The organism is Streptomyces mexicanus (assembly GCF_902506575.1).
Taxonomy (GTDB): domain Bacteria; phylum Actinomycetota; class Actinomycetes; order Streptomycetales; family Streptomycetaceae; genus Streptomyces; species Streptomyces mexicanus.
Window position 1 is genome coordinate 5,435,702 of record NZ_LR732544.1, and the last position, 24,156, is coordinate 5,459,857.

Consider the following 24,156-nt stretch of genomic DNA (forward strand, 5'->3'; position numbering starts at 1 on the left):
CAGGCTGTGGCCGGCCGGGCGGCCTGGTACGGCGCCCGAAGATCGCCGAGACGACCTGCCGCTGCAACCTTTCAGAGAACCTTCAGAAAAAGAGGACGTGCCGATCGTGGCTCAGAGCACCGAGACCACCGACTGGGTCTCCCGTTTCGCGGATGAGGTCATCGAGGAGTCGGAGCGCCGGGCCCCGGGCAAACCCGTCGTCGTCGCGTCCGGTCTGTCGCCGTCCGGCCCCATCCACCTGGGGAACCTGCGCGAGGTCATGACCCCGCACCTCGTCGCCGACGAGATCCGCCGCCGCGGCCACGCGGTGCGGCACCTGATCTCCTGGGACGACTACGACCGCTACCGCAAGGTTCCGGCCGGGGTCAGCGGCATCGACGAGTCGTGGGCCGAGCACATCGGCAAGCCCCTGACCTCCGTGCCCGCCCCCCGGGGCTCGGCGCACCCGAACTGGGCCGAGCACTTCAAGGCGGCCATGATCGCCTCGCTGGCCGAGCTGGGCGTGGAGTTCGACGGCATCAGCCAGACCCGGCAGTACACCTCCGGCGCCTACCGCGAGCAGATCCTGCACGCGATGAAGCACCGCGCGGAGATCGACGCGATCCTCGCCCAGTACCGCACCAAGCCCAAGCCGGCCGACCAGAAGAAGCAGCAGGCCAGGCAGAAGCCGGTGGACGAGGCCGAGCTGGAGGCCGCCGAGGGCTCGGGCGCCGCCGGCGAGGACGACGGCTCCGGCTCCGCCGGATACTTCCCGTACAAGCCGTACTGCGGCAACTGCGAGAAGGACTTCACCACCGTCACCGCCTACGACGACGACTCCACCGAGATGACGTACGCCTGCACCGCGTGCGGCTTCTCCGAGACCGTCCGGCTGAGCGAGTTCAACCGCGGCAAGCTGGTCTGGAAGGTCGACTGGCCCATGCGCTGGGCCTACGAGGGCGTGGTCTTCGAGCCCTCCGGCGTCGACCACTCCTCGCCCGGCTCCTCGTACCAGGTCGGCGGGCAGATCGTGCCGATCTTCGGCGGCAAGCAGCCCATCGGCCCGATGTACGCCTTCGTCGGCATCTCCGGCATGGCGAAGATGTCCTCCTCGCGCGGCGGCGTGCCCACCCCGGCCGACGCGCTGAAGATCATGGAGCCGCAGCTCCTGCGGTGGCTGTACGCCCGGCGCAAGCCCAACCAGTCCTTCAAGATCGCCTTCGACCAGGAGATCCAGCGCCTGTACGACGAGTGGGACAAGCTCGCCGCCAAGGTCGCCGACGGCTCCGCGCTCCCCGGCGACGTCGCCGCCTACACCCGGGCCGTGGGCACCGCCGCCGGCGAGCTGCCGAAGACGCCGCGCCCGCTGCCCTACCGCACGCTCGCCTCCGTCGCCGACATCACCGCCGGCCACGAGGACCAGGCGCTGCGCATCCTCAGCGAACTGGACCCCTCCCGGCCGCTGACCTCGCTGGACGAGGCCCGCCCCCGGTACGACAAGGCCGAGGCGTGGATCAACACCCACGTCCCCGCCGACCAGCGCACCATCGTCCGCGACGAGCCCGACACCGACCTGCTGAAGTCCCTCGACGAGCCCTCCCAGCAGTCCGTCCGGCTGCTGCTCGACGGCCTCGCCGAGCACTGGTCGCTCGACGGGCTCACCCACCTCGTCTACGGCGTGCCCAAGGTGCAGGCCGGGTTCTCCGCCGATGCCGGCCCCAAGGAACTGCCGCCGGAGATCAAGACCGCCCAGCGGTCCTTCTTCGCGCTGCTGTACCACCTGCTCGTCGGCCGCGACACCGGCCCGCGCCTGCCCACGCTGCTGCTGGCGGTGGGCCAGGAGCGGGTGCGCAAGCTGCTCGGCGAGTAGACGCGGCCCCTCGCAGGCCAAGCGGAAGGGGGGCGCCCGGTGACACCGGGCGCCCCCCTTCCGCATGCTGTCCGTGGGCGTGCGCAGCGCCGTCAGGAGATGTGGTCCTCCTCCAGCTCCGCGTTGAAGCGGTTGCCGAATCGGTTGACCATGCGCGCCGCCTCCCGCGGCGGCAGCGTGATCCCGTACGTCGCCTCCACCGCGTCCGCGAACTCCCGCGGCGTCGGCAGGCTGCCGTTGATCGACTGCCGGAAGACCTGGTAGTAGTCGTCCTCGCCCGGCTCCACCGGCTCGGTGCCCCCGCCCTCGCCCAGCTCGCGCGTACGGTTCGGACCCACCGGGATCGGGAAGGTGCCCGTCTCCTCCGGAGCCGGCTCCTGCAGCGGCGGCTCCTCCTCGTACTGGTCCCGGTACTCCTCCGCCTGCCGCTGCTCCTCGTACCAGTGCGCGTACTGCTCGGCCGGGTCGTACGTCGGGTCGTAGTCGCCGTGGTACTCGATCTGCCGCGGCACGTTGAACCACGGGCTCTGGTCCGCCTCCGCGGCGGCCTCCGGCGGCTCGGCGGGGGCGCCGCCGCCCAGCGGCGGGCGCTGCCCGCCGGCGGGCGCCCCCCCCCCCGCCGCCCCCCCGGAGGAGCCGGCCGCGGGCGCCGCGGCGGGCCGCCCCGCCGCGGCCGCCTCGGCCTGCGGCGCCGGCGGGATCAGCACCGGCTCGATGCCCGCCGCCGCCAGCCCCGCCGGGGCCGTCTCCGCCAGCGGCACCCCGTACCGGGCCAGCCGCAGCGGCATCAGCGACTCCACCGGAGCCTTGCGCCGCCAGGCCCGCCCGAACCGGGACCGCAGCCGCGCCTGGTAGACCAGCCGCTCCTGCTCCAGCTTGATCACCTGATCGTAGGAGCGCAGCTCCCACAGCTTCATCCGACGCCACAGCAGGAACGTCGGCACCGGCGACAGCAGCCAGCGGGTGAGGCGGACCCCCTCCATGTGCTTGTCCGCCGTGATGTCCGCCATCCGCCCGATGGCGTGCCGGGCGGCCTCCACCGCCACCACGAACAGCACCGGGATCACCGCGTGCATGCCCACACCCAGCGGATCCGGCCAGGCGGCCGCACCGTTGAACGCGATCGTCGCCGCCGTCAGCAGCCACGCCGTCTGACGCAGCAGCGGGAAGGGGATCCGGATCCACGTCAGCAGCAGGTCCAGGGCGAGCAGCACGCAGATACCCGCGTCGATGCCCACCGGGAACACGTAACTGAAGTTCCCGAAGCCCTTCTTGACGGCCAGTGCGCGCACGGCCGCGTACGACCCCGCGAAGCCGATCCCGGCGATGATCAGGGCGCCCGTCACGACCACGCCGATGAGAACGCGGTGCATCCGAGTCAGCTGCAGTGGCGCGGCCACTCGTACTCCCCTCCCATTGCGTGTTGTTGCGCGCAACAGAGTGGCACACCCGTGCGAGACGCGAACGGCCGGATCCGTCTGCCCGCCCGTGGGGACCGGCCGCTCAGCTCTTCGCGGCGGACGCCGACGCGGAGGCGGACGCGGAGGACGACTTCGACGGCGACGGGCTCGCCGAACCCTCGCCCTTGCCCGACGCGCCCTTCGACGCCGACGCGGACGGCGACCCGGTCGACGACGACGAACCCGAGCCGGAGGCGGCCGTGCTGTCGCCGTTGGCCTTCGCCACCGCCGTCACCGCCTCCTCGGCGGCCTTCTCCGCGGACTTCATCAGGTCGTCGGCGTCCGGGGTCTTGTCTCCGGCCAGCCCGGCACCGTTGTAGTCCACCGTGACCACCACGTTCGCCACCCGCGCCACGACCGTCTGCTGCTTGAAGGCGCCTTCCTTCTTCTTCAGGTCGTAGCGCACCGCCGTCGCCTCGTCGCCCGTCCCGGACACCGGCTCGGCCTTGGTGTTCTTCGCACCGTCCACGGACTGCGCGTCCTGGACCTGCTTGCGGTAGAACTCCTGCGCCTGCCGCTCACCGGTGCCCCGCGTCTGATCCGACGTGAAACGCAGCAACGACACGTTCAGCCAGCGGAACTGAGACCCCTTCACCCCGCGGTTCTGCAGGCTGTCCCAGGAGCAGCTGGCCCGCTGGGACACATCGCTGGACGTGCCCTCCTTGCCCGCCTCGTCGGCCTTGGGCACCAGATCGTCCAGCGTCCTGCCCGACAGCACCTTGCACGCCTCGGGCAACTTCGCGTACCGCGCCGCCTGCACCGTCGGCGACGCGCTCGGACTCGCCGACACCTCCGCCTTGCCGGCCTGCGTCTCCTTGGCCCCGTCGCCCGAGCCGGAGTCCGAGCCCGAGGAGCAGGCCGCGGCCAGCAGCAGCACGGGGACGGCCGCCGCACCCACAAGGACGCGGCCGCGCCGCCGTCCTCCTGCGCTGCGCCGGTCACGCTGGTCTCGGTGGGCTGCTCGCTGCATGGTTCCTTCACTCATGACACTCGTGGTTCCTGGGTCGGAACGGTTCCGAGGGGCCACCGTACGCGCTGCGCCGCTCACATGGTCGTACTTCCCCGGTGGCACCCGCCCCCGGCGCGGGCCGCGCCCGACGGGTCAACCACCCAGCGAATCCGCCAGTTGCGCCGCCAGTTTCCGGGCCTTGTCCTGCATTTCCTTGCTGTCCGGGACCGCACTGGCGACCGCCGGCTGCTCCTCGTACTCGATGGTCACGACCACGTTCGACGTGCGGAACGCCACAGTGACCGTCCGCTGCCGGGCCGTCGAACCCGAGCTGCCGAGCCGGTCGTCGAGGAACGCCTCGTCCCCCAGGTCGCCGAGGGTGCGGGGCTGCAGATCCTCCGCGGAGGAGGACGAAAGAGCCGAAGGAGGTGAGGACGGGGACGAACCGGAGGAACCGGAGGAAGAGGACGGAGTGGGGGAGGAGGAACCGGACGCCGAGCCGCTGCCCGCGGCGCTGTGCGAACCGCTGCTCGTCGCACCAGAGCCCGTCGGCGTCGCGGGAAGGCCGGCCGCCTTCTGCTTGGCCGCGAAGACCGACTCCGCCTGAGTGTCGTCGCTCACCGTGTTGTCGTAGGAGACGACCCGCTCGAAGTCCACGTACAGGTGGTCGGTGGCCTGCGGGGAGTCCACCGTCCACCGGCAGCCGACCTTGCGGTCGGTGTCGTAGGTGAGGGTGTCCTCGCCCGCGTACGCCTTGTCGCGCTGCTCCGGGTCCGTGATCTGCTTGATGCCCGGCAGCAGGGAGTCGAGCATGCGGTGACCGACCGAGCCGCAGGCCTCCGGCAGTGTGCGGTACTTGCCCGGCTGCGCCTGGGCCTGCGCCGTGCCCGGGCCGTCCGGGTTGGTGCCGTCCGCCGTGCCGCCGCCCGACGAGCCGCCGGTGCAACCGGCCAGCAGCAGTGCCGCGAGCAGTGCGGCCGCGCCGGATCCATAGGCCTTCCGCAGCACGGACGGGCTCCTCTCGACGAACGGTTCGACGGTGGTCGTGCGCTGGTGACCGCAGGTCCCCGCCGGTAATTCGGTTGCCGGGCGAGGGCGTGTGGCGAAGACAATGTGTATCGCACGCACTGCCGTGGACGCCGGTCCGTTGTCCTGTTTCGTCGACCTTGGCGCCGGTATTGCGGTATAGGTCTTTTGCCCCGTTCGCGGGGTTCACGGGGGTCAGAGACGGAAGGGAGGCCCCGGTGTCGGGCCTCCCTTCCGGATCACTGATCGCTGGGCGAGGAGACTTTGCCGTTGCGCAGACGCCATAGGCGGAGATTGCAGCTCTGGGTGGTCCTGCCGAGCGCTTTTGCAGCGGCCATGGGGCTGTTGAGTTCGAGCAGGATCCGGTCTTCGGACTCGGTCCAGCGACGCCTTGTGTGGGCGGCCCTCATTCCTGGGGGCCGTACCCATGCCGAGAGCGAGTCGGCGGCCGTGTGCTTGCGTTCCAGTGAGAGACAGCCTGGGTAGTACAGTTCGGCAGCCAGGCGCTGAGCCAACTCCATCATGTAGAGGACGTTGAAGATGCCGTCGCGGGCGTTGCGCTGCGGGTTGCGAGTGACTCCGGTGACGTCCTTCCCGTAGTCGCAGAGGTAGGAGGCGATGGCGCTGCTGGCCGTGGTGAGGGAGACGAAGGGAAAGCCCCTGCTGGTGAAGCCGACTGAGCCGTCCGCGTCGATCAAGCCCCGCAGATAGTCCCGGCGCGAGAACTCGACATCGGGCGGAGCGATCGCTTGGGACTTGCGCCCGTAGGGCAGACCGAGCTGGTGGATCTTGGTTCTTGCTTCCAGGGCACACAGGGACCAGATGGCGGCGGTGTGGGTCTCGGCGAAGTTGGTCGACCGGGTGCGTTCCGTGATGCTGCTGTTGTAGGGCGTCAGTTTCTGGAACGCGTGCAGGAGGTGCTTGTCTCGGGCGCTGATTTCGACCGTCAGACACCCCTTTTGCCCGATGCCCTGGTACAGGTGCCCGTCGGCCTGCAGGAACCCGAACATGTACGCATACTCGGGCACCGTGAGGTCCATGAACCGGGGGGCGTTAGGCTCGCAGTCAGCCACAGGGAAGCCTCCACTTCCGTGCTGGTGAGGCCTTCGGCCGGGATGCCGCCCGGTCGAAGGCCGTCGTTCTCGGTGATGGCGTGAGCCTAGGTCGGCAGTTCGCCCGCCGTTCGGGTGATCGACGACGTTCACCTGTGTGAGTTAACCGAGCCGCTTCTCCATGAGGGTCACCGCGTACGGGCTGCCCGTGCCGTCCGTCGTCGCGGGCCGTTCGCCGACGACCGTGTAGCCCGCCGCCTCGTAGTAGGCGCGCAGGCGCGGGTTGGTGGCGAGGCAGTCGAGGCGGGCACAGGGGCGGCCGGAGGCGGCGGTGCGGGCCTCGGCCCGGGCGAGCATCCGGCGGCCGGTGCCCGGCGGCGCGGTGTGCGGGGTGGCCATCAGGCGGTGGATGTAGCCGGCGTCGGCCGGGCGGGGGCCCCAGGCGGCGGGGTCGTCCCACCACAGTTCGAAGGCGCCGGCCAGGTCGTCGCCCGCGTGTGCCAGCCACACCTCGCCCTTGCGCATGCGGGTGCGGAAGTGCGCCTCGTCCTTCTCCCCGGGCTTCCACTGGTCGATGCCGCGGGCCAGCTGCCCGAGGGCCACGGTGTCGCGCAGCCGGACCAGGGCGGGGGCGTCCTCCGCGGTCGCCGGACGGTACGTCAGCGCCGGCCAGGTCGTCGGGGCGGGCGCGAGGAGGTGGGCGCGCAGGGTTGCGGCCAGGTCCGCCGCGTCCAGTTCGAGGGCGTCGGTGACGTACGCCTCGACCGAGCCGTACGTCTCCTTCAGCGCGGCCAGGAACAGGCGCATCACGGCGGCGGGGGCGCGGCCGTAGCCCGGCCAGGACGGGGTGCGGCCGCCGTTGCGCGCCCGCCAGTCGGCCAGGAGCGCGGGTGCGGCCAGCTCGGTGAGGCTGAAGTCCTCCACGATCGTCGGTTCCGGCACGCCGAGCAGGGCCAGGACCAGGGAGGCCAGCTGGCCGGTGCGGTCCTTGCCGGACGCGCAGTGGAAGACCAGGGGGGTGCCGGAGGCGGCCGCGTCCGCGATCAGCTCCAGGGACCGGCGGATCTCCTTGGTGCCGTCCGCCGCGACCTCCAGGTACCGCGCGGCCAGGTACGGGCCCGGCTCCACGTCCGGGCCGAGCGACGGCTGGTCGTAGGGGCGGTGCTCGATGCTGAGGTTGTGGTAGGTGAAGGACGGGTGCTCCGGGACGCGGCCCTGGCGCTCGACCTCCCAGCCGTGGCGCAGGTCGATGACCGTGCCGATGCCGAGGGCGAGGAAGCGGTCCCAGTCCGCGGTGCCGGGGCGGATCTTGCCGAGCCCGTCGGAGCGGAACAGCAGGCGCGGGCGGACGCGCGAGCCGTCCGCGGTGGCGTAGCCGCCCAGGTCGCGGAAGTTGCGCAGGGCGTCGAAGTGTATGTGTCGGTCCACGGTCAGTGACCCTAGGCTGCCGTCCGCCCCGCCGTCCGGGGGTTCACTTGGCGTGGCGTACGGCGTAGATCATGACGAACGCCACGATGTGGATGCCGAAGAGGAAGTAGCCGAGGTAGTACCAGACGTACCGCTCGCGCTTCTTCTCCAGGGCGAGACGGTCGCGCTCGGCGGCGTCCCGCGCGGACTGGTCGGCGCTCACCGCTCCCGGTGCACCTTGGTGTTCGACGCCTGGGCGCGCGGGCGCACCACCAGCAGGTCGATGTTGACGTGGCTGGGGCGGGTCACCGCCCAGGTGATGGTGTCGGCGACGTCGTCGGCGGTCAGCGGTTCGGCGACGCCCTCGTAGACCTTCGCCGCCTTCTCGGTGTCGCCGCCGAAGCGGGTGAGGGCGAACTCCTCGGTCTTGACCATGCCGGGCGCGATCTCGATGACGCGGACCGGCTGCCCGACGATCTCCAGCCGGAGGGTCTCGGCCAGGACGTGGGCGCCGTGCTTGGCGGCGACGTAGCCCGCGCCGCCCTCGTAGGTGGCGTGGCCCGCGGTGGAGGAGACCACCACGACCGTGCCGTCGCCGCTCGCGACCAGCTTGGGCAGCAGGGCCTGGGTGAGGTTGAGGGTGCCGATGACGTTCGTCTCGTACATGGTGCGCCAGTCGGCGGGGTCGCCGGTGGCCACCGGGTCGGCGCCGAGCGCGCCGCCCGCGTTGTTGACCAGGACGCCGACGGTCGTGAAGGCGGTGGCGAACTCGTCGACGGCGGCCCGGTCGGTGACGTCCAGCGGGTAGGCGGTGGCGGCGTGGCCGGCCGCGTTGATCTCCTCGGCCAGCGCCTCGATGCGGTCCTTGCGGCGGGCGGTCAGCACCACGCGGTATCCCGCGGCGGCCAGCTGCCGCGCCGTGGCGGCGCCGATGCCGCTGCTCGCGCCGGTGACGACGGCGATGCGGGAGGCGGCGGGCGGTACGGCGGTGGCCATGGGCTGCTCCTCGGGGAATGTCCGGCTCGGCTCCGCCCAGCGTAGGCGAACGTCAGCCGCCGTTCCGCGGCGCCCACATGATGACCGCCATGCCGGCGAGGCAGACCAGCGCGCCGGTGAGGTCCCAGCGGTCGGGCCGGTAGCCGTCCGCGACGACGCCCCACAGGATCGAGCCGGCGACGAAGATCCCGCCGTAGGCGGCGAGGATGCGGCCGAAGTGGGCGTCGGGCTGGAAGGTGGCGACGAGGCCGTACGCGCCGAGCGCGAGCACGCCGCCGGCGGCCCACAGCCAGCCGCGGTGTTCGCGCACGCCCTGCCACACCAGCCAGGCGCCGCCGATCTCGAAGAGCGCGGCGAGGACGAACAGGGCGGCGGAGCGGAGGATCACGGGCATGGGGGCAGCTTCGCACGGGCCCGTGACCGCCCGGACCGCTGCCCGCCCGGACGCTCGGCCACCCGGATGCTGCCCGTCCGGACGCTCGGCCACCCGGATGCTGCCCGTCCGAACGTCCGGCCACCTGGGCGCTGCCCGTCCGGACGTCCGGGAGCAGCGGGCTGCCCGTCCGGACGTCCGCGAGCCCGGAGGCTGCCCGCCCGGACGCCCGGGCGTCCGGAGGGCCGCCGGTCCGGGCGGTCACGGGCTGCTGCGGCGGGCCCAGGGCGGGGTCCACACCTCGCCGGGGACGCGGTGGTCGCCCGCGGTGCGGGTGAGGTGGTCGCGCAGGGCGGCCAGCGCGGGGTGCGGGTTGTCGCGGTGGTGGAGCAGGCAGTGCGGGTAGGCCGGAACCGGGTGGCGCAGGGGGATGCGGCGCAGGTCGTAGTCGGCGGGCCACAGCACGCGGGTGAGTTCACCGACGAAGGTGGTCAGGCTGGGGGAGTCGGCGAGGACGTCGGGCAGGGGCACGGTGCCGAAGTGGGGGCCGACGACATCGATGGCCAGGCCGAAGGCGGCGGCGAGGTCGGCGTAGTAGGCGGCCCACTCGCTGCCGGGGGCGAGCTCGGGCATCCAGATCGGGTGCCCGGCGAGGTCGGCGGGGCGTACGGAGCGGGCGTCGGCGAAGGGGTGGGCCGGGCCCGTCAGCAGGTGGAGGGGTTCGTCGAGGACCGGGGTCGCCGTGATGTCGTCGGGCAGGGTCCGGCCGGGCATGGTGACGGCGCGGAACGAGGCGTCGACGGTGCCCGCGCGCAGGGCGGCGACGGCTGCCTCCACGTCGTGCAGGGTCACCACGTCCAGCGCGGTGTCCGGGTGGGCGCGCAGGAAGTCGCGCAGCAGGGCGGCCGGGGCGAGCTTGCGGCCGATGACGTCGACGCGCAGGGCCCGCCGGCCGGGGCGTACGGAGGCCGCCGCGCGTTCCTCGGCGCGCAGCAGCTCGCGGGCGTGGGGCAGGAAGGCCTGCCCGTCGACGGTGAGCCGGGCGCCGCGCGCGGTCCGGGTGAACAGCCGTACCCCGAGCTGCTTCTCCAGGGTGGCGATGCGCTTGGAGACGGCCTGCTGGGTGATCGACAGGTCGGTGGCGGCGTCCTGGAACCGGCCCGCGTCCGCTGCGGCGACGAAGGTGCGCACGGCATTGAGGTCCACGTCGTTCGAGCCTAGCCGCAGGGGGGTCGTCACAACCGTCGGTTGTGTCCGGGCGGCCGGTCGGTTGTTTGCCGGGCGGCCCGGCCGGCGGCTTGGATACGCGAGGCCCGGTGGGTGAGGGCCGGTGGAGACGGCCGGTCCGGGAGGAGGTGCGGACGGTGGTGGCGCGGCGGGCGCTGGGGCGGCGGTTCGGATGGCTGTGGACGGCGTACGCGGTCAGCACGTTCGGGACCTGGCTGGCCTTCGACGCGTTCTCGCTGATCGCGGTGGTGGTGCTGCACGCCGGGTCGGCCGAGGTGGCGCTGCTGTCGGCGGCGGGCCCGGCGGTGGGCGCGGTGCTGGCGGCGCCGCTCGGGCCGTGGATCGAGTTCCGGCGCAAGCGGCCGGTGATGATCGCGACGGACCTGGTGCGGTGTGCCGCGCTGGCGAGCGTGCCGGTGGCGTTCGCGCTGGGCGGGCTCGGGGTCGGCTGGCTGCTGGCGGTGTCGGTGGTGGTGGCCGCGGCGGACATCGCGTTCGCCGCGGCGAGCGGGGCGTACCTGAAGAGTCTGGTGCCGGCGGCGGACCTGCTGGTGGCGTCCAGCCGCTTCGAGTCGACGACGTGGACGGCGAGCGTGCTGGGGCCGCCGGCCGGGGGCGCGTTGATCGGATGGTTCGGCCCGGTGGTGACCGTGGCGGCGGACGCGGTCAGCTATCTGCTGTCGGCCGCGGCGATCCGGGCGATCGGCGGGACGGAGCCCGAGCCGAGGCCGCGGACGGCACCGGGTGGGACGCCGGCGCGGCTGCGGGCGGGCGAGCTGCTCGAAGGGTGGCGGCTCATCCTGACCCACCCGGGGCTGCGGCCGCTGTTCTTCCACACGCTCCTGACCAACGCCCTGATCATGGTGGCCGCGCCGCTGCTGGCCGTACTGATGCTCGGCCCGCTGGGGTTCGCGCCGTGGCAGTACGGTCTCGCCTTCGCCGCGCCCTGCCTGGGCGGCCTGGCCGGCTCCCGGCTGGCGCGCCGGCTGGTCGCACGGTACGGGCAGCGGCGGGTGATGCTCACCGCGGGGGCGCTGCGGGTGTGCTGGCCCGTGGGGCTGGTCTTCGTCCGGCCGGGCGTGCCCGGGCTGGTGCTGGTGATGGGGATCGAGCTGGTGCTGATCGCCTGCTGTGCCGTCTTCAACCCGGTGTTCGCGGCCCACCGGCTGGAGCAGACCCCGTCGGACCGGGTGGCCCGTACGCTGGCGGCCTGGTCGGTCACGGGCAAGGCGACCACCGCGGCGCTGACCGCGCTGTGGGGTCTGCTGGCCACGCTCACCACCCCTCGCACGGCGATCGGCGCCGCCGGGCTGCTCCTGCTGGCGACACCGCTGCTGCTGCCGTGGCGCGAGCGGGGGACGGGGCGGCCCGCACCGGTCACGCCGGCGGCGGAAACGGCGGGGGCGGCGGAGGCCGCTTGACCGGGCGAGCGCGGTGAGCGCGGCGACCGGTGATCCGGTGACCCCTATCAGGTCTGCGACCGCCGACCGTCTGGGCGCCGCCGACCGTCTGTGCGGAATACCCGAGGCCCGGGGATGGTTCACCCGCTATAGTTGAATGCTCAACAACATGGAGGGTGAGCGACCATGCAGTTCGGGATCTTCAGCGTCGGCGACGTCACGCCGGACCCCACCACCGGCCGGACGCCGACCGAGCGCGAGCGCATCAAGGCCATGGTCGCCATCGCGCTGAAGGCCGAGGAGGTCGGCCTGGACGTCTTCGCGACCGGCGAGCACCACAACCCGCCGTTCGTGCCGTCGTCCCCGACCACCATGCTCGGCTACATAGCCGCGCGGACGCAGAGGCTGATCCTGTCCACCTCCACCACGCTGATCACCACCAACGACCCGGTGAAGATCGCCGAGGACTTCGCGATGCTCCAGCACCTCGCGGACGGCCGGGTGGACCTGATGATGGGGCGCGGCAACACCGGCCCGGTCTATCCCTGGTTCGGGCAGGACATCCGCCAGGGCATCAACCTGGCCATCGAGAACTACGCCCTGCTGCACCGGCTGTGGCGCGAGGACGTCGTGGACTGGGAGGGCAAGTTCCGTACGCCGCTCCAGGGCTTCACCGCCACGCCTCGCCCGCTGGACGGCGTACCGCCCTTCGTCTGGCACGGCTCCATCCGCTCCCCGCAGATCGCGGAGCAGGCCGCGTACTACGGCGACGGGTTCTTCCACAACAACATCTTCTGGCCCGCCGACCACACCAAGCGGATGGTCGAGCTGTACCGGACCCGGTACGCCCACTACGGGCACGGCACGCCCGAGCAGGCGATCGTCGGCCTGGGCGGCCAGGTGTTCATGCGGAAGAACTCCCAGGACGCGGTGCGCGAGTTCCGCCCGTACTTCGACAACGCCCCGGTCTACGGCCACGGGCCCTCCCTGGAGGAGTTCACCGCCCAGACCCCGCTGACCGTGGGCTCGCCGCAGCAGGTGATCGAAAAGACGCTGTCCTTCCGCGAGTACGCCGGCGACTACCAGCGCCAGTTGTTCCTGATGGACCACGCCGGGCTGCCGCTCAAGACGGTCCTGGAGCAGCTCGACCTGCTCGGCGAGGAGGTCGTACCGGTGCTGCGCGCGGAGTTCGCCAAGGGCCGCCCGGCCGACGTGCCCGACGCGCCGACCCACGCGTCCCTGCTGGCCGCGAAGGACGCCCAGCAGGACTCCCCCACCGTCCGGAGCGACTCCCAGGAGGCGAGCACCGTATGAGCGAGCGGAAGATCGTCGTCGTCTCGGCGGGGCTGAGCGTGCCGTCCTCCCCCCGGCTGCTCGGCGACCGCCTCGCCCAGGCCGTCGCCGCGCGCACCGGCGCGGAGGTGCGGGGGATCGAGGTACGCGACCTCGCCGTCGCCATCGCGCACCACCTCACCAGCGGTTTCCCCGGGCCCGACCTGGCCGCCGCGCTGGACGCGGTGACCGGTGCGGACGGGCTGATCGTGGTCACCCCGGTGTTCTCGGCGTCGTACAGCGGACTGTTCAAGTCCTTCTTCGACGTGCTCGGGGCGTGGGACAGGGACGCGCTGGCGGGCAAGCCGGTGCTGATCGCCGCCACCGGCGGCAGCGCCCGGCACTCCCTGGTCCTGGACCACGCGCTGCGCCCGCTGCTGGCGTACCTGCGGGCCGTGGTCGCGCCCACCGGCGTCTACGCCGCCTCCGAGGACTGGGGCGCCGAGGGCCTGCCGGAACGCATCGACCGGGCGGCCGGGGAACTCGCGGCGCTCATGACCGGGGCGCCCGCCCGGCAGCCGGCCCCCGGCGCGCAGCGCTCCGGGGACGACCTGGCGGTGGTCCCCTTCGAGGAACAGCTCGCGGCACTGCGCCCCTGAGGGGGCGCACCGCGCCCCTGACGGGCGGCACCGCGCCCCTGTGCGGGGGACGACCGGCGGGCACCGCGCCTGACCGGAAAGCACTGGCGCCCGGGCCGGCACCGTCGGCCGGCGGGGAGAGGACCGTGGACGGCCGACGGTGACAGCAGCGTAGGCGGCCGGCCGCTCCCGGTCGCGTCCCCGCCGGTGAGAGGCGGGGAAAAAGCGGGATCGTAGGCCCGAGCGCCCGGGCGGCACCGCTGCCGCCTTGGCAGACTGGACGCGTGCCTCAGACTGTGCTGCTCGCCGAAGACGACCGCGCCATCCGTCACGCCCTGGAACGGGCGCTGACCCTGGAGGGCTACGAGGTGACCGCGGTCGCCGACGGGGTGGAAGCACTCGCGCAGGCGCACAAGAACCCGCCGGACGTCCTCGTCCTGGACGTGATGATGCCGGGCATCGACGGGCTGCAGGTGTGCCGGGTGCTGCGCGCCGAGGGCGACCGCACCCCGATCCTCATGCTCACCGCGCTGGTGGAGACCGCGGACCGGATCGCCGGCCTGGACGCCGGCGCCGACGACTACGTCGTCAAGCCGTTCGACGTCGAGGAGGTCTTCGCCCGGCTGCGGGCCCTGCTGCGCCGCACCAGCCCCGCGGGTTCCGCCGGCACCGCCGCGTCCGGTACCCCCGCGGCCGGCGGCGACGCCCCGGCGAAGGGCCCGCAGACTCCCGAGCGGCACATCGGAGCCGCCGGCATCCGCATGGACGTGCAGGCCCGCCGGGTGTGGCGGGGCACGCGCGAGGTGGAGCTGACCCGCACCGAGTTCGAACTGCTGGAACTGCTGGTCCGCAACGCGGGCATCGTCCTGGACCACTCCACCATCTACGACCGGATCTGGGGCTACGACTTCGGCCCCGGCTCCAAGAACCTCGCCGTGTACGTCGGCTACCTGCGCCGCAAGCTCGACGAGCCGGGCGCGCCGCAGCTGATCCACACCGTCCGCGGGGTCGGTTACGTGCTGCGGGAGGACTGAGTGGGCCGCCTCGCGCGGCTGCCGGCCCGGCCGCGGCCCCGGCTGTCGTCGCTGCGCACCACGTTCGCGGTGACGTTCGCCGTGGTCACCGCCGCCGTCACCGTCGTCGTCGGCATCCTGTCCTACAACTCCGCCGCCCGCCTGGTGCGCGTGGACCAGCAGTCGGTGTTCACGCAGGTCGTGCAGGACGTCCAGGACGAGGTGCGGCGCTACGACCGGGTCCCCGAGGACTTCTCCTCCTCCCGCCCCGGCCACGAGGTGGTCCGGCCCAGCCGCACCGACGTGCAGGTGCTCGGCGCCCAGGGGCAGATCGTGGACCACGGCAGCCCGCAGCTGCCCGTCACCGCCGAGGACCGGGCCGTCGCCGCCGCCGGCGCGGCCGGGAAGACCCTCGAGTACAAGGACGTGACCGTCGGCGACGACGTCTACCGGGTCGCGACCGTCGCGCTCGGCGACGGCCGCGGCGCCGTACAGGTCGCCCAGGAGTTCAGCGACACCGAGGACCTGCTGCGGGAACTGCAGCAGCGCACCCTCGTCCTGATGGCGATCGTGGTGATCGCGGCCGGGCTGTGCGGCTGGTGGCTGGCCCGGCGCATCACCCGCCGGCTGGTGGTCCTCACCTCGGCCGCCGAGGACGTCGCCCGCACCCGGCAGCTCGGCATCCAGGTGCCCGTCACCGGCTACGACGAGGTGGGCCGCCTCGGCCGCGCCTTCGACCGGATGCTGGGCCGGCTCGCCCAGTCCGAGGAGGACCAGCGCCGGCTGGTCCAGGACGCCGGGCACGAGCTGCGCACCCCGCTGACCTCCCTGCGCACGAACATCTCCCTGCTGCGCCGCATCGACGAGCTGCCGCCCGCCACCCGCGACGAACTGGTCGCCGACCTCACCCAGGAGGCCCGCGAACTGACCGACCTGGTCAACGAGCTGGTCGACCTGGCCGCCGGGCAGTCCGACACCGAGCCGCCCCAGCGCGTCGACCTCGCCGACATCGCCGAGGAGGTGGCCGGTCTCGCCCGCCGCCGCACCGGCCGCGACATCCTGGTCCGCGCGAGCGGCGACACCACGGCCGACGGCCGCCCCGGCAGGCTCCAGCGGGCGATCTCCAACCTCGTGGAGAACGCCGCGAAGTTCGACCGCGGCGGCACCGCGCCCATCGAGATCGCCGTCTCCGGGCCCGCCCTGCCCGGCACCGTGCGCGTCGAGGTCCTCGACCGCGGCCCCGGCATCGCCGCGGGCGATCTGCTCCGCATCTTCGACCGCTTCTACCGCGCCCCCGACGCCCGCTCCCAGCCCGGTTCCGGCCTCGGGCTGTCCATCGTGCGGGAGGTGGCGCTGGCGCACGGCGGAGCGCCGTTCGCCTTCGGACGCGAGGGCGGCGGGGCGGTGATCGGCTTCACGGTGGGCGCGGGCACGGAACAGCACGGCGGACGGGACCGGGAGCGGGTCCGGGACAGGGAACGTGACCTGGACCGGGTGTGGGACCTGGAGCGGGCGTGGGACCGTGACCGTGACCGGGCGTGGGACCGGGACCGGGAGCTGTCCGGGGAACGAGCCTGGGATCATGATCCGGCGGGGGGTCCGGAGCGGGTATGGGGGCCGGACCGGGTGCGCGACGGGGACCCGGAAGCAGGCCCCCGAGGACCGCACGACAGCGGAGGGACGACGAGTGCGGCACGGGGAGCTTGACGGCCTGGACCAGGCGGACCTCCAGGGGGACACCGGGCATCTGGTGTGGGCCGCGCAGGCGACACCCGAGGGACGGCCGGGTCCGGGGGTGCGGATCCGCCGCCGGGGAACGGCCACGGCGGTGGCGAGTCCGGCGCTGTCGGGGCGGGACCGGATCGCCGTGGCGGGCCGCCCGGCGGACGCGGTGCCGCTCGTACGCGAGGTGCTCGCCGAGGTCGGACCCACCTACCGGCCCTTCGGTGACGCCGAGCTGATCGACGCCCTGATACGGGAGATCGACGGGCTGGAGCCGGGCGGGGCCCCCTTCCACTGGATGGAGACGCGCACCGCGCCGGAGCCGGTCCACGCGCCCGGCTTGCGCCTCGGCTGGCTGGACGCGGGCGGCGAACGGCAGGCGCAGACGCTGTTCGACCGCTTCTTCCCCGGTTCCTACGCGCAGCCCGGTCGGCCGGGGGTGCGCCGCTGGGCGGGGGTGTACGCGACGGAACGGCCCGACGGCGCGGGCGAGGGCGACGGCGAGCGTGCCGGCGACGGCGACGCAGACGGTGGGGGCGGAAGGCTCCTGGCCGTGGCCGCGGACGCCTGGTCGGCCGCCGGGTGCGGGCTGCTCGCCGGGGTGGTCGCGCATCCGCGGGCGCGGGGCCGCGGGCTGGGGGCGGCCGTCTCGGCCTTCGTCATCGACGCGCTCGTACGGCGGTACGGGCGCGCCGCGCTCATGGTGGACGCCGACAACACCCCGGCCGTCAGGGCGTACGAGCGGGCCGGAATGCGCGCGCGGCTGTTCGGGGCGGCGGGCCGGGCCGGCTGAGGCGCCGTCCGGCGGGATCCGGCAGGGCCGGACCGGGGACGGACGCTCACTCCCCGCCGGCGCGCACGGCACCGGAGGAACCGACCCCGGAAGTGGCGTCCTCCCCGCTCTGTCCGGTGTCGTCCTGGGCGAGACCGACGCTCTCGTTGCCGTTGCCGTTGCCGTTGCCGTTGCCGTTGCCGTTGCCGGTGCCGGTGCCGGTGCCGGTGGTGGGGTGGGCTGCCCGCCTGCGGGAGGCCGTCAGCAGCCACGCCAGATTGCCGAAGGCGGCACCGGCCGCCACCGTGGCCACGATCACTCCCGCGGTGGCGAACCCGTTGTTGAACAGGTGCGGCCGCGGATTGAGGCTGTGCAGCCCGAACCCGCACAGCTCGTACACGCCGATGGCCGCGACGGCCAGACTCACGACGAGGACCGCGACGGTAGGGGCGAGCCCGTTCCCGTCCTCCTCACCGGACGAGGAGGACGGGCGCGGACAGTGTGCTTCCTGCATGGATCCCCCGTGGACGGATGGACGGCGAGCCGGACCCTACAGTACGTAGTGCCCCGTCCGAGGACGAAACCGGCCATGCGGCTGCCCCTCGCGCATAGGATCGATTCGGGCGCGTCTGCCCGAGCAGCCGAGGAGGGGGCACGACATGGGCGCAACCGTGAAGGCGGTCAGCAGCAACGGCACGTACTCGTTCACCAAGCCGAACAGGGACAGCATCACCCTGCTCGCCGGGCTCGGCGTGGAGGGGGACGTCCACGCCGGGGTGACGGTCAAGCACCGCTCCCGCGTCGCCCAGGACCCCACGCAGCCGAACCTGCGCCAGGTGCACCTCATCCACGAGGAACTCTTCGCCGAGGTCGCCCGTGCGGGGTACGAGGTCTCCCCCGGGGACCTCGGGGAGAACATCACGACCAGCGGCATCGACCTGCTCGGCCTGCCCGTCGGCACGCTGCTGCACATCGGTGCCGAGGCGGTCGTGGAGGTCACCGGCCTGCGCAATCCCTGCCTGCAGATCGACTCCTTCCGGTCCGGGCTGCTCAAGCAGGTGGTGCGCCGCGACGAGGACGGCAACGTCGTCCGCAAGGCGGGCATCATGAGCATCGTCGTGCACGGCGGCGAGGTCCGTCCCGGCGACCCGATCCGGGCCGAACTCCCCGCCGAGCCGCACCGCCCGCTCGAACGGGTCTGACCCCGGCTCACCGACGCCCTCCGCCCGGGAGCCCGCCCGGCCGCCGACTCCTGAAGACCCCGGCTCAGGGCGACACCGGGCAACCGGGCTGATGTCCCGCCTCGTGCAGCCGGTGGCTGACGTCCTGCCGCTCGCGCAGTGCACGCGAGGGGCGGGGCCGACCGCGGGTTGCCCGGTGAAAGGTGAATGGACCTGTGGAAACCCCCTCTCGGTAGCGCTCGCGGGGTCAGCGCCGCCGTACCCCCGGGTTTCCAGGAGTAACGTGGCAGGTGCGAGGCGGAGTTCGCCGTCGTCGCACCGGCGCTGCAGACGGGTGGACGTCATGACCGGCTCCGATACCTCACCTGTTCCCGGGCATCTGCCCAGCGGCATCGACGAGGCCCTGCGGCCGGGGTGTGCGCTTCTCCGGCTGGAGACGACCGGTTCGCGCGAAGGTGTTCTCGACGGCGCGTGGTGGCCGCGCTCGCGCGACGTCACGGCTGAGCTGCCCGCACTGCTGAGCGCCCTCACCGCCCACCTCGGCCCGGTGACGCGCGTGGGGCTGGACACCGCGGCCTGGGAGGGTCTCCCGACCCGCATCGTCGTGGACGACCGCGTGGTGCACATCGACTCCTTCCCGGTCGGCGACGACACGATCCTGATCACCCGGGGCGACCGGGACCTCTTCTCGCTGCTGGTGGTCCCGCCGGACGCCGCGCCGGACGGCGCCCGCGCCGCGATGGCCCAGGCGGTCCGGGCAGACAACGTCCGCCAGGCGGAACAGATCCTTGTCGACACCGGGAGCGGCCGCGGCCCGTCGGGCTGACGGGCGCGCCGCCGGGCGCGACCGGCGGAACGGGTGCCGGAGGGCGGGGGAGGTCAGCCGCGCCACTCCACCATGAGCAGCGTGGCGTCATCGCTGGTCCGTCCGCCCCGCGCCTGCTTGAGCGTGTGGGACAGGGACCGCGTCACCGCCCGAATGCCGCGGCCGGTCCTTTCCAGATGGTTCACACAGTCGATCAGCTGCTGCTCCCCGAACTCCTCCCCACCGCTCGTGTGCTCCTCGATCACTCCGTCGGTGAAACAGAGGACGCGGTCCCCGCGCACCAGCCCCAGCTCGCTGACCTGAGGCACCGGACCACCCAGGCCGACGGGGAGGGTCGTCGGGGCGATCAGCCGCTGCGCGACGCGGTGGTCGCGGATCAGGATCGGCGGCGGGTGCCCGGCGTTGACCCAGTGCACCTGTCCCGTCGTCGTGTCCAGCTGCATCATCTGCGCGGTGACGAAGTGCTCGGGACCGAACTGCTCTGCCACGGCACGGTCCATGAAGGCGTAGATCTCCGCCAGCCCGATGCCGGCGCGGCGGGCGTGGCGGTAGGCGCCGATGGCCACGGTGGCCATCGCGGCCGCGTCCAGTCCGTGGCCCATCGCGTCGATCATGGCCACGTGGAGGATGTCGTCGTTGAGCGCGTAGTCGAAGCTGTCGCCGCCCACGTCGTAGGCGGGTTCCAGGATCCCGGCCACGGCGACCTTGGGCATGATCATCGCGAGCGGTGGGAGCAGGGACCACTGGATCTCCGCGGCGACGCTCATCGCCTCACGGCGTCGCACGCCGAAGAACAGGTCGGAGTATCCGTGCTTGGTCACCAGCAGGTCGGCCACCAGGCCGGAGAGCCTGTGCAGCAGGCGGCGGTCGTCGTCGTCGACCCTGTCCAGCGTCACCGCCATGACCCCCACCTGGTCACCGCCGTCCAGCAGAGGCACATGGACCCGCACACCGTCCTCCTGGGACAGCTCCACGGGGACCGCGTCGAGAAAGCAGCGGCCCGCCTGGGAGTGGTCGATCACGTGCGGTTCCCCGCCGGTCAGGCCCTCGCCGGGCAGCGGTACGAGCAGCAGCTGGCCGTAGTCCTGCAACAGCACCTGCGGTCGGCGGCCACCGAGCCGCTGCACCACGTCGGCGACCAGGGGCCCGATGAGATGGGGCGGCAGTTCGTGCGCGCTGTCGAGGATCTGCCCGAGGAGAGCCTCCCCGAAGCTCTCGGAGCGGTCCGCGCGCCGTCCTGCCGGCATCCCCTCAGCTGCCGTGGTCCGCGTCGCGCCGGGGGTGGGCCGGGAGGACAAAGGATCTGTCGGTGCCATGGCTCCATCACGGGGTCGTGGACCCCCGGACCCGCCGGTCACGCGGGGCCGGCCGGGGCGGGCTGCCTACCTGAGTCCGGTCCCTCCTTCCGGCTTCCGTGTGCCGTGTCCGTCCAGGCCGCTCTCGGCGAGTGCCGTCAGGCGCGGGGCCGGCCAGGGGTTTTCGGGGTCGGAGGCGGCGGTCAGCAGCAGTTGCCAGCGCCCCACGGTGCCGCAGTCCACGGTGATGGCATGCGTCTCGGCGTCGTCGTCGCTCAGGGCCACCTCGATCACATGCCCCGGCGCCATCACCCGCCGCGGGGCATCGGGCCAGGCGGCGGTCCCCACGGTCACGCGGGTGACGGTGCCGACGCCCGGGTCCAAGGAGCCGACCAGCGCGGGCAGCTCCAGTTCGAGCGCGTCGCAGCGTGGCCACCAGGCGCCGTCCAGCGGGCCGTGGCCGGCGTCCGGCGCGAGGGCGAGCCGGGGCAAGGGCATCCGGTAGGAGTGTCCGTACGCGGGCGCGGCATCTTCGGCGGGATGGGTCGTGGAGTTCATCGTGCGGTCCCGTTCCGGGCGGTATCCGGCTGCCCGTGTCTGTCACTCGCCGGGAACGGCGCGGCCGTGGTCGTGCGCCCGGAAGTTCTCGGTACTTGCCAGGCTACCCCCGGCCGTCGCGGGCGGCGTGGCGCGCAGCCGGCGCGACCGCCGGCTCGTCGCTCCCGTGGCGCATCACGGGCGGGCCGGAGGACGCCCTTCGACGGACAGGGTCAGCACGCAGGGGTCGATGGGGCCGGGCAGCCCGACGACCTCGCCCATGTTCTGCCAGCCCCAGGACGAGAAGGCGGCCTGTCCCGCCCGGTCGCCGGGGTGCAGCAGGGTGATCCCGAGGGAGGAGTGCAGGTCGGTGAGCAGACGCTGCTGCAGGCGGCGGGCGATGTCCCGCTGCTGACCGTGCGGGTGGGCCACCACCTGGGTGAGGACGACGAACCGTGCGTGGGAGGTGAGCCGCTGGATTGCCCTCGGTACTTCAACCGTACGTCGGCCGCAACCGCCGGCGGCCCCGGCGGGGGGCGTCAGACCCGCCTGGCGGCGTCAGGTCCGCCGCTGAGGCGGCGGTCCCTGGCGGCGAGCGTCTTCACCCGGGGGCGACTGGAAGCGGAGGACGGGATGCACGTCCTCCGGCACCCCTGCCCGAGGACCCCGCCCACCACCCGAGAAACCCCGGCTCAGGGCCACACCAGGCAATACGGCTGATGCCCCGCCTCGTGCAGCCGGTGGCTGAAGTCCTGCCATTCGTGCAGCAGTTGGTACACGTTGAACGCGTCGCGCGGGCCGCCGCGGTCGGGGACCGTGGACCAGATGAAGGCGGCGGCGCCGACCGCCTCCTCGCCGACGCCGCGCAGCGGGTCGACGACCGTCATGGGGAGCTTGACGACCGCGTAGTCGGGGTGCAGGACGACCAGCTCCAGGGGTGGCACCTTGTGCAGGGGGACGCCCTCGATGCCGGTCAGCACCATGGCCGCCATGGTCTCCGGCTTGATCTTGGTGAACATGCCGTTCATGCCCAGCTCGTCGCCGCCGAGTTCCTCGGGGCGCATCGAGATCGGGACGCGGGCCGCGGTCGCGCCGTCCGGCGCGCCGAAGTACTTGTACGTCACCCCCACCCGACCACCATTCCTGCTCCCCGCCCTCAGGCGGTCCGTCCGGCGGTCCAGCCGGTGATCGATCCGGTGATCGATCCGCCGGTCGAGCCGCTCGGGGTCACTCGGGGCACCCTGTTCCTGACGTGCTTCGGCAGATTCCTCCGCGTCGCGCCGGTGCCTTCCCCGCCGGGCACGTCGAGGACCCAGGTCGTCAGTCCCCTCGCCCAGTCCGCCACCGCGATGCATATCTCCACCCGACTGCTTTTCTAGGCTGCGTGGCCGGGGCCGCGCAACCCGATCATCGTGTCAGTGACCTCCCCCACGGCCGCACGCCGAAACGTGCCTGACACCATCTGCCCACGGGGACCTGCGCGGCCCTCGACACGACCCTTCGCCCTGTCCATACGTACGAGGCGTCCAGTTTCTCAGATGGCCGGGGGGAATTGGGGGCTTCCGCCGCGTCGCCGGACATCGAGCGGGATCGCCGGCGTCCGTCCGATGTCCGCGAAGCCACCGGCCGGCGTCCGCCCGATGACCGTGCGGTGCGCCTCCCTGCGTCCGCCTGATGTCCGCGCTCCTGCGCCCTGCGTCCGTCCGACGTCCGCCGCCCCTCGCCGCCCCGGGGCTGTCGCGCCCGGGCGGCCCCCCGGCCCTGCCCCTGCACCCGTGGCAGATGCGCGAGCTGCGGCACCGTGCGGACACGGCGGCCCTGCTCGACACCGGCCGACTCCGTGACCTCGGCCCCCACGGTCCCGCCTGGAGCCCCACCTCCTCCGTACGGACCGTCCACCGCACCGGCGCGCCCGCCATGCTCAAACTGTCGCTGGCCGTGCGCATCACCAACTCCCGCCGGGAGAACCTCCGCAAGGAACTGCACCGCGGTGTCGAGGTCCACCGGCTGCTGCGCGGCGGCCTGTCCGCGCAGTGGCGGGCCGCGCACCCCGGCTTCGACATCGTCCGTGACCCGGCCTGGCTGGCCGTCGACGACCCGGACGGAACGCCCGTGCCCGGAGTGGACGTGCTGATCCGGCACAACCCGTTCCGCCCGACGGACGACGTCTCGTGCGTCGCCGGACTCGTCGCCCCGCGCCCCCGCCCGCCGGCCGGCCCGGACCGCCTCGGCGGCGCACGAGCCGTCGGGGAGCCACCGGACCACGAGCGGTCCGGGGCCCCACTCGCCCTGCGCTCGCGGCTGGCGGACGTGGTCGCGCACCTGGCCGCCCGGACGGGGCGCCCCCGTGCGGCCGTGGCCGTCGAGTGGTTCCTGCGCTACCTGGAACAGGTGGTGCGCCCCGTGCTGTGGCTGGACGGCGCAGCGGGCATCGCCCTGGAGGCCCACCAGCAGAACACCCTGCTCCTGCTGGACGCCGACGGCTGGCCGGCGGGCGGCCGCTACCGCGACAACCAGGGCTACTACTTCCGTGCCTCCCGGCACGCCGAACTCGACGCCCGGCTGCCCGGCATCGGCGAGCGGAGCGACACCTTCGTGCCGGACGAGGTCACCGACGAACGCTTCGCCTACTACCTGGCCGTCAACAACGTCTTCGGTCTCATCGGCGCCTTCGGCTCGCAGCGGCTCGCCGACGAGCGCCTGCTCCTGGCCGCCTTCCGCCGCTTCCTCCAGGACGCGGCCCGCGGCCCGGCCCCCACGCGCTCCACCCTGCCGGCCCGCCTGCTCGACTCACCGGTCCTGCGCTGCAAGGCCAACCTGCTCACCCGGCTGCACGGCCTGGACGAACTCGTCGGCCCGGTCGACACCCAGTCCGTCTACGTCACCATCGCCAACCCCCTGCACGCCTGAACGACCGACGCCGACCGGGCCCTGGAGCGACCGACGTGCTCCGAACGACCGACGCCGACCGGGCCCCGGAGCGACCGACGTCCTCGGAATCCCCGAGCGACCGACGTACCGCGGGTCCTCGGACGACAGGTGTCCCCAGGGTCCCTCGACCGACGTCCGCCGCGTGCTGAGCCGTGTCGATCGGGCCCGGCCCGCGTGCCGACCGGCCGCACCTCCCTGCGTCCGTGAGGACCACGCGTCGCCCTGCCGCA

At 73.2% G+C, this 24,156-nt stretch carries 22 protein-coding genes and 2 pseudogenes; 10 read left to right on the top strand and 14 right to left on the bottom strand.

The genetic code is table 11. The features are described 5' to 3' along the window. Positions 1 to 97 precede the first annotated feature (97 nt). On the top strand, positions 98 to 1,849 hold the full coding sequence (gene lysS, locus GV126_RS24410; RefSeq protein ID WP_159670577.1) for a lysine--tRNA ligase: 1,752 nt from the start codon (positions 98 to 100) through the stop codon (positions 1,847 to 1,849). Positions 1,850 to 1,941: 92 nt separating this feature from the next. On the opposite strand, the gene GV126_RS24415 is transcribed toward lysS, so the two are convergent. The 9 genes from GV126_RS24415 to GV126_RS24450 all read right to left on the bottom strand — a co-directional run bounded on the left by GV126_RS24415 (position 1,942) and on the right by GV126_RS24450 (position 10,318). Next, positions 1,942 to 3,222 carry a DUF2637 domain-containing protein gene (locus GV126_RS24415; RefSeq protein ID WP_159670580.1) on the bottom strand — a complete coding sequence of 427 codons (1,281 nt, stop codon included), beginning with the start codon at positions 3,220 to 3,222 and terminating at the stop codon, positions 1,942 to 1,944. A 130-nt stretch (positions 3,223 to 3,352) separates the two neighbouring features. Then, complete coding sequence (locus GV126_RS24420) at positions 3,353 to 4,294, bottom strand: DUF3558 domain-containing protein (protein ID WP_159670583.1); 942 nt, start codon at positions 4,292 to 4,294, stop codon at positions 3,353 to 3,355. Positions 4,295 to 4,411: 117 nt separating this feature from the next. Continuing rightward, the gene (locus GV126_RS24425) at positions 4,412 to 5,266 is read right to left on the bottom strand and encodes a DUF3558 domain-containing protein (protein ID WP_159670586.1); all 855 of its coding nucleotides are present in this window, start codon (positions 5,264 to 5,266) and stop codon (positions 4,412 to 4,414) included. Between the two features lie 257 nt (positions 5,267 to 5,523). Then, complete coding sequence (locus tag GV126_RS24430; protein ID WP_185946727.1) at positions 5,524 to 6,324, bottom strand: LAGLIDADG family homing endonuclease; 801 nt, start codon at positions 6,322 to 6,324, stop codon at positions 5,524 to 5,526. Between the two features lie 174 nt (positions 6,325 to 6,498). Next, positions 6,499 to 7,764 carry a tyrosine-protein phosphatase gene (locus GV126_RS24435; protein ID WP_159670592.1) on the bottom strand — a complete coding sequence of 422 codons (1,266 nt, stop codon included), beginning with the start codon at positions 7,762 to 7,764 and terminating at the stop codon, positions 6,499 to 6,501. Positions 7,765 to 7,807: 43 nt separating this feature from the next. Beyond that, positions 7,808 to 7,966 carry a hypothetical protein gene (locus tag GV126_RS35885; protein ID WP_185946729.1) on the bottom strand — a complete coding sequence of 53 codons (159 nt, stop codon included), beginning with the start codon at positions 7,964 to 7,966 and terminating at the stop codon, positions 7,808 to 7,810. Continuing rightward, positions 7,963 to 8,739: an SDR family NAD(P)-dependent oxidoreductase gene (locus tag GV126_RS24440; RefSeq protein WP_159670595.1), complete on the bottom strand. Its 777-nt coding sequence runs from the start codon at positions 8,737 to 8,739 to the stop codon at positions 7,963 to 7,965. Before GV126_RS24440 ends, GV126_RS35885 begins: the two co-directional genes overlap by 4 nt. 52 nt (positions 8,740 to 8,791) lie before the next feature. Continuing rightward, entirely contained in the window at positions 8,792 to 9,133 is a 342-nt protein-coding gene (locus tag GV126_RS24445; protein WP_159670598.1) for a YnfA family protein, read from the bottom strand. 240 nt (positions 9,134 to 9,373) lie between these two features. Continuing rightward, the gene (locus GV126_RS24450; protein ID WP_159670601.1) at positions 9,374 to 10,318 is read right to left on the bottom strand and encodes a LysR family transcriptional regulator; all 945 of its coding nucleotides are present in this window, start codon (positions 10,316 to 10,318) and stop codon (positions 9,374 to 9,376) included. 158 nt (positions 10,319 to 10,476) lie between these two features. Between GV126_RS24450 and GV126_RS24455 the strand changes: the two genes are divergently transcribed. From GV126_RS24455 to GV126_RS24480, 6 genes and pseudogenes are all read left to right on the top strand, one after another. Beyond that, positions 10,477 to 11,760 carry an MFS transporter gene (locus GV126_RS24455; RefSeq protein WP_159674053.1) on the top strand — a complete coding sequence of 428 codons (1,284 nt, stop codon included), beginning with the start codon at positions 10,477 to 10,479 and terminating at the stop codon, positions 11,758 to 11,760. Positions 11,761 to 11,925: 165 nt separating this feature from the next. After that, a complete protein-coding gene (locus GV126_RS24460) occupies positions 11,926 to 13,053 on the top strand; it encodes an LLM class flavin-dependent oxidoreductase (protein WP_159670604.1) in 1,128 nt (375 codons plus the stop codon). Continuing rightward, positions 13,050 to 13,670 (top strand): FMN reductase, encoded by a 621-nt coding sequence (locus GV126_RS24465; RefSeq protein ID WP_159670607.1) that lies wholly within the window; start codon positions 13,050 to 13,052, stop codon positions 13,668 to 13,670. Before GV126_RS24460 ends, GV126_RS24465 begins: the two co-directional genes overlap by 4 nt. 263 nt (positions 13,671 to 13,933) lie before the next feature. Then, a complete protein-coding gene (locus GV126_RS24470; protein WP_159670610.1) occupies positions 13,934 to 14,683 on the top strand; it encodes a response regulator transcription factor in 750 nt (249 codons plus the stop codon). Next, positions 14,684 to 16,099 (top strand): annotated as a pseudogene (locus GV126_RS24475) (sensor histidine kinase); the annotation flags it as partial. It abuts the gene before it with no gap. Between the two features lie 250 nt (positions 16,100 to 16,349). Next, complete coding sequence (locus GV126_RS24480) at positions 16,350 to 17,177, top strand: GNAT family N-acetyltransferase (RefSeq protein WP_236570087.1); 828 nt, start codon at positions 16,350 to 16,352, stop codon at positions 17,175 to 17,177. 46 nt (positions 17,178 to 17,223) lie between these two features. Here the strand turns inward: GV126_RS24480 and GV126_RS36635 are convergent, their stop codons facing one another. Then, a complete protein-coding gene (locus GV126_RS36635) occupies positions 17,224 to 17,670 on the bottom strand; it encodes a hypothetical protein (RefSeq protein WP_236570088.1) in 447 nt (148 codons plus the stop codon). 145 nt (positions 17,671 to 17,815) lie between these two features. Here GV126_RS36635 and GV126_RS24490 point away from each other — a divergent pair, with 145 nt between their 5' ends. Together GV126_RS24490 and GV126_RS24495 are read left to right on the top strand one after the other, a co-directional pair. Next, positions 17,816 to 18,358, top strand: a complete 543-nt coding sequence (locus GV126_RS24490; RefSeq protein WP_185946733.1) for an MOSC domain-containing protein — start codon at positions 17,816 to 17,818, stop codon at positions 18,356 to 18,358. A 322-nt stretch (positions 18,359 to 18,680) separates the two neighbouring features. After that, complete coding sequence (locus GV126_RS24495) at positions 18,681 to 19,163, top strand: DUF5994 family protein (protein WP_185946734.1); 483 nt, start codon at positions 18,681 to 18,683, stop codon at positions 19,161 to 19,163. A gap of 53 nt (positions 19,164 to 19,216) precedes the next feature. On the opposite strand, the gene GV126_RS24500 is transcribed toward GV126_RS24495, so the two are convergent. The 4 genes from GV126_RS24500 to GV126_RS24515 form a co-directional block, all read right to left on the bottom strand. Beyond that, positions 19,217 to 20,410 carry a PP2C family protein-serine/threonine phosphatase gene (locus GV126_RS24500; RefSeq protein ID WP_159670619.1) on the bottom strand — a complete coding sequence of 398 codons (1,194 nt, stop codon included), beginning with the start codon at positions 20,408 to 20,410 and terminating at the stop codon, positions 19,217 to 19,219. A gap of 135 nt (positions 20,411 to 20,545) precedes the next feature. Then, the gene (locus tag GV126_RS24505; protein ID WP_236570089.1) at positions 20,546 to 21,016 is read right to left on the bottom strand and encodes a DUF5994 family protein; all 471 of its coding nucleotides are present in this window, start codon (positions 21,014 to 21,016) and stop codon (positions 20,546 to 20,548) included. Between the two features lie 174 nt (positions 21,017 to 21,190). Continuing rightward, complete coding sequence (locus tag GV126_RS24510) at positions 21,191 to 21,427, bottom strand: hypothetical protein (protein WP_236570090.1); 237 nt, start codon at positions 21,425 to 21,427, stop codon at positions 21,191 to 21,193. A 260-nt stretch (positions 21,428 to 21,687) separates the two neighbouring features. Then, positions 21,688 to 22,350, bottom strand: coding sequence for a hypothetical protein (locus tag GV126_RS24515; RefSeq protein ID WP_185946735.1), 663 nt, complete (start codon positions 22,348 to 22,350; stop codon positions 21,688 to 21,690). A 364-nt stretch (positions 22,351 to 22,714) separates the two neighbouring features. On the opposite strand from GV126_RS24515, the pseudogene GV126_RS24525 reads away from it, so the two are divergent. After that, a pseudogene (locus tag GV126_RS24525) lies at positions 22,715 to 23,905 on the top strand (IucA/IucC family protein); the annotation flags it as partial. Positions 23,906 to 24,156 lie beyond the last annotated feature (251 nt).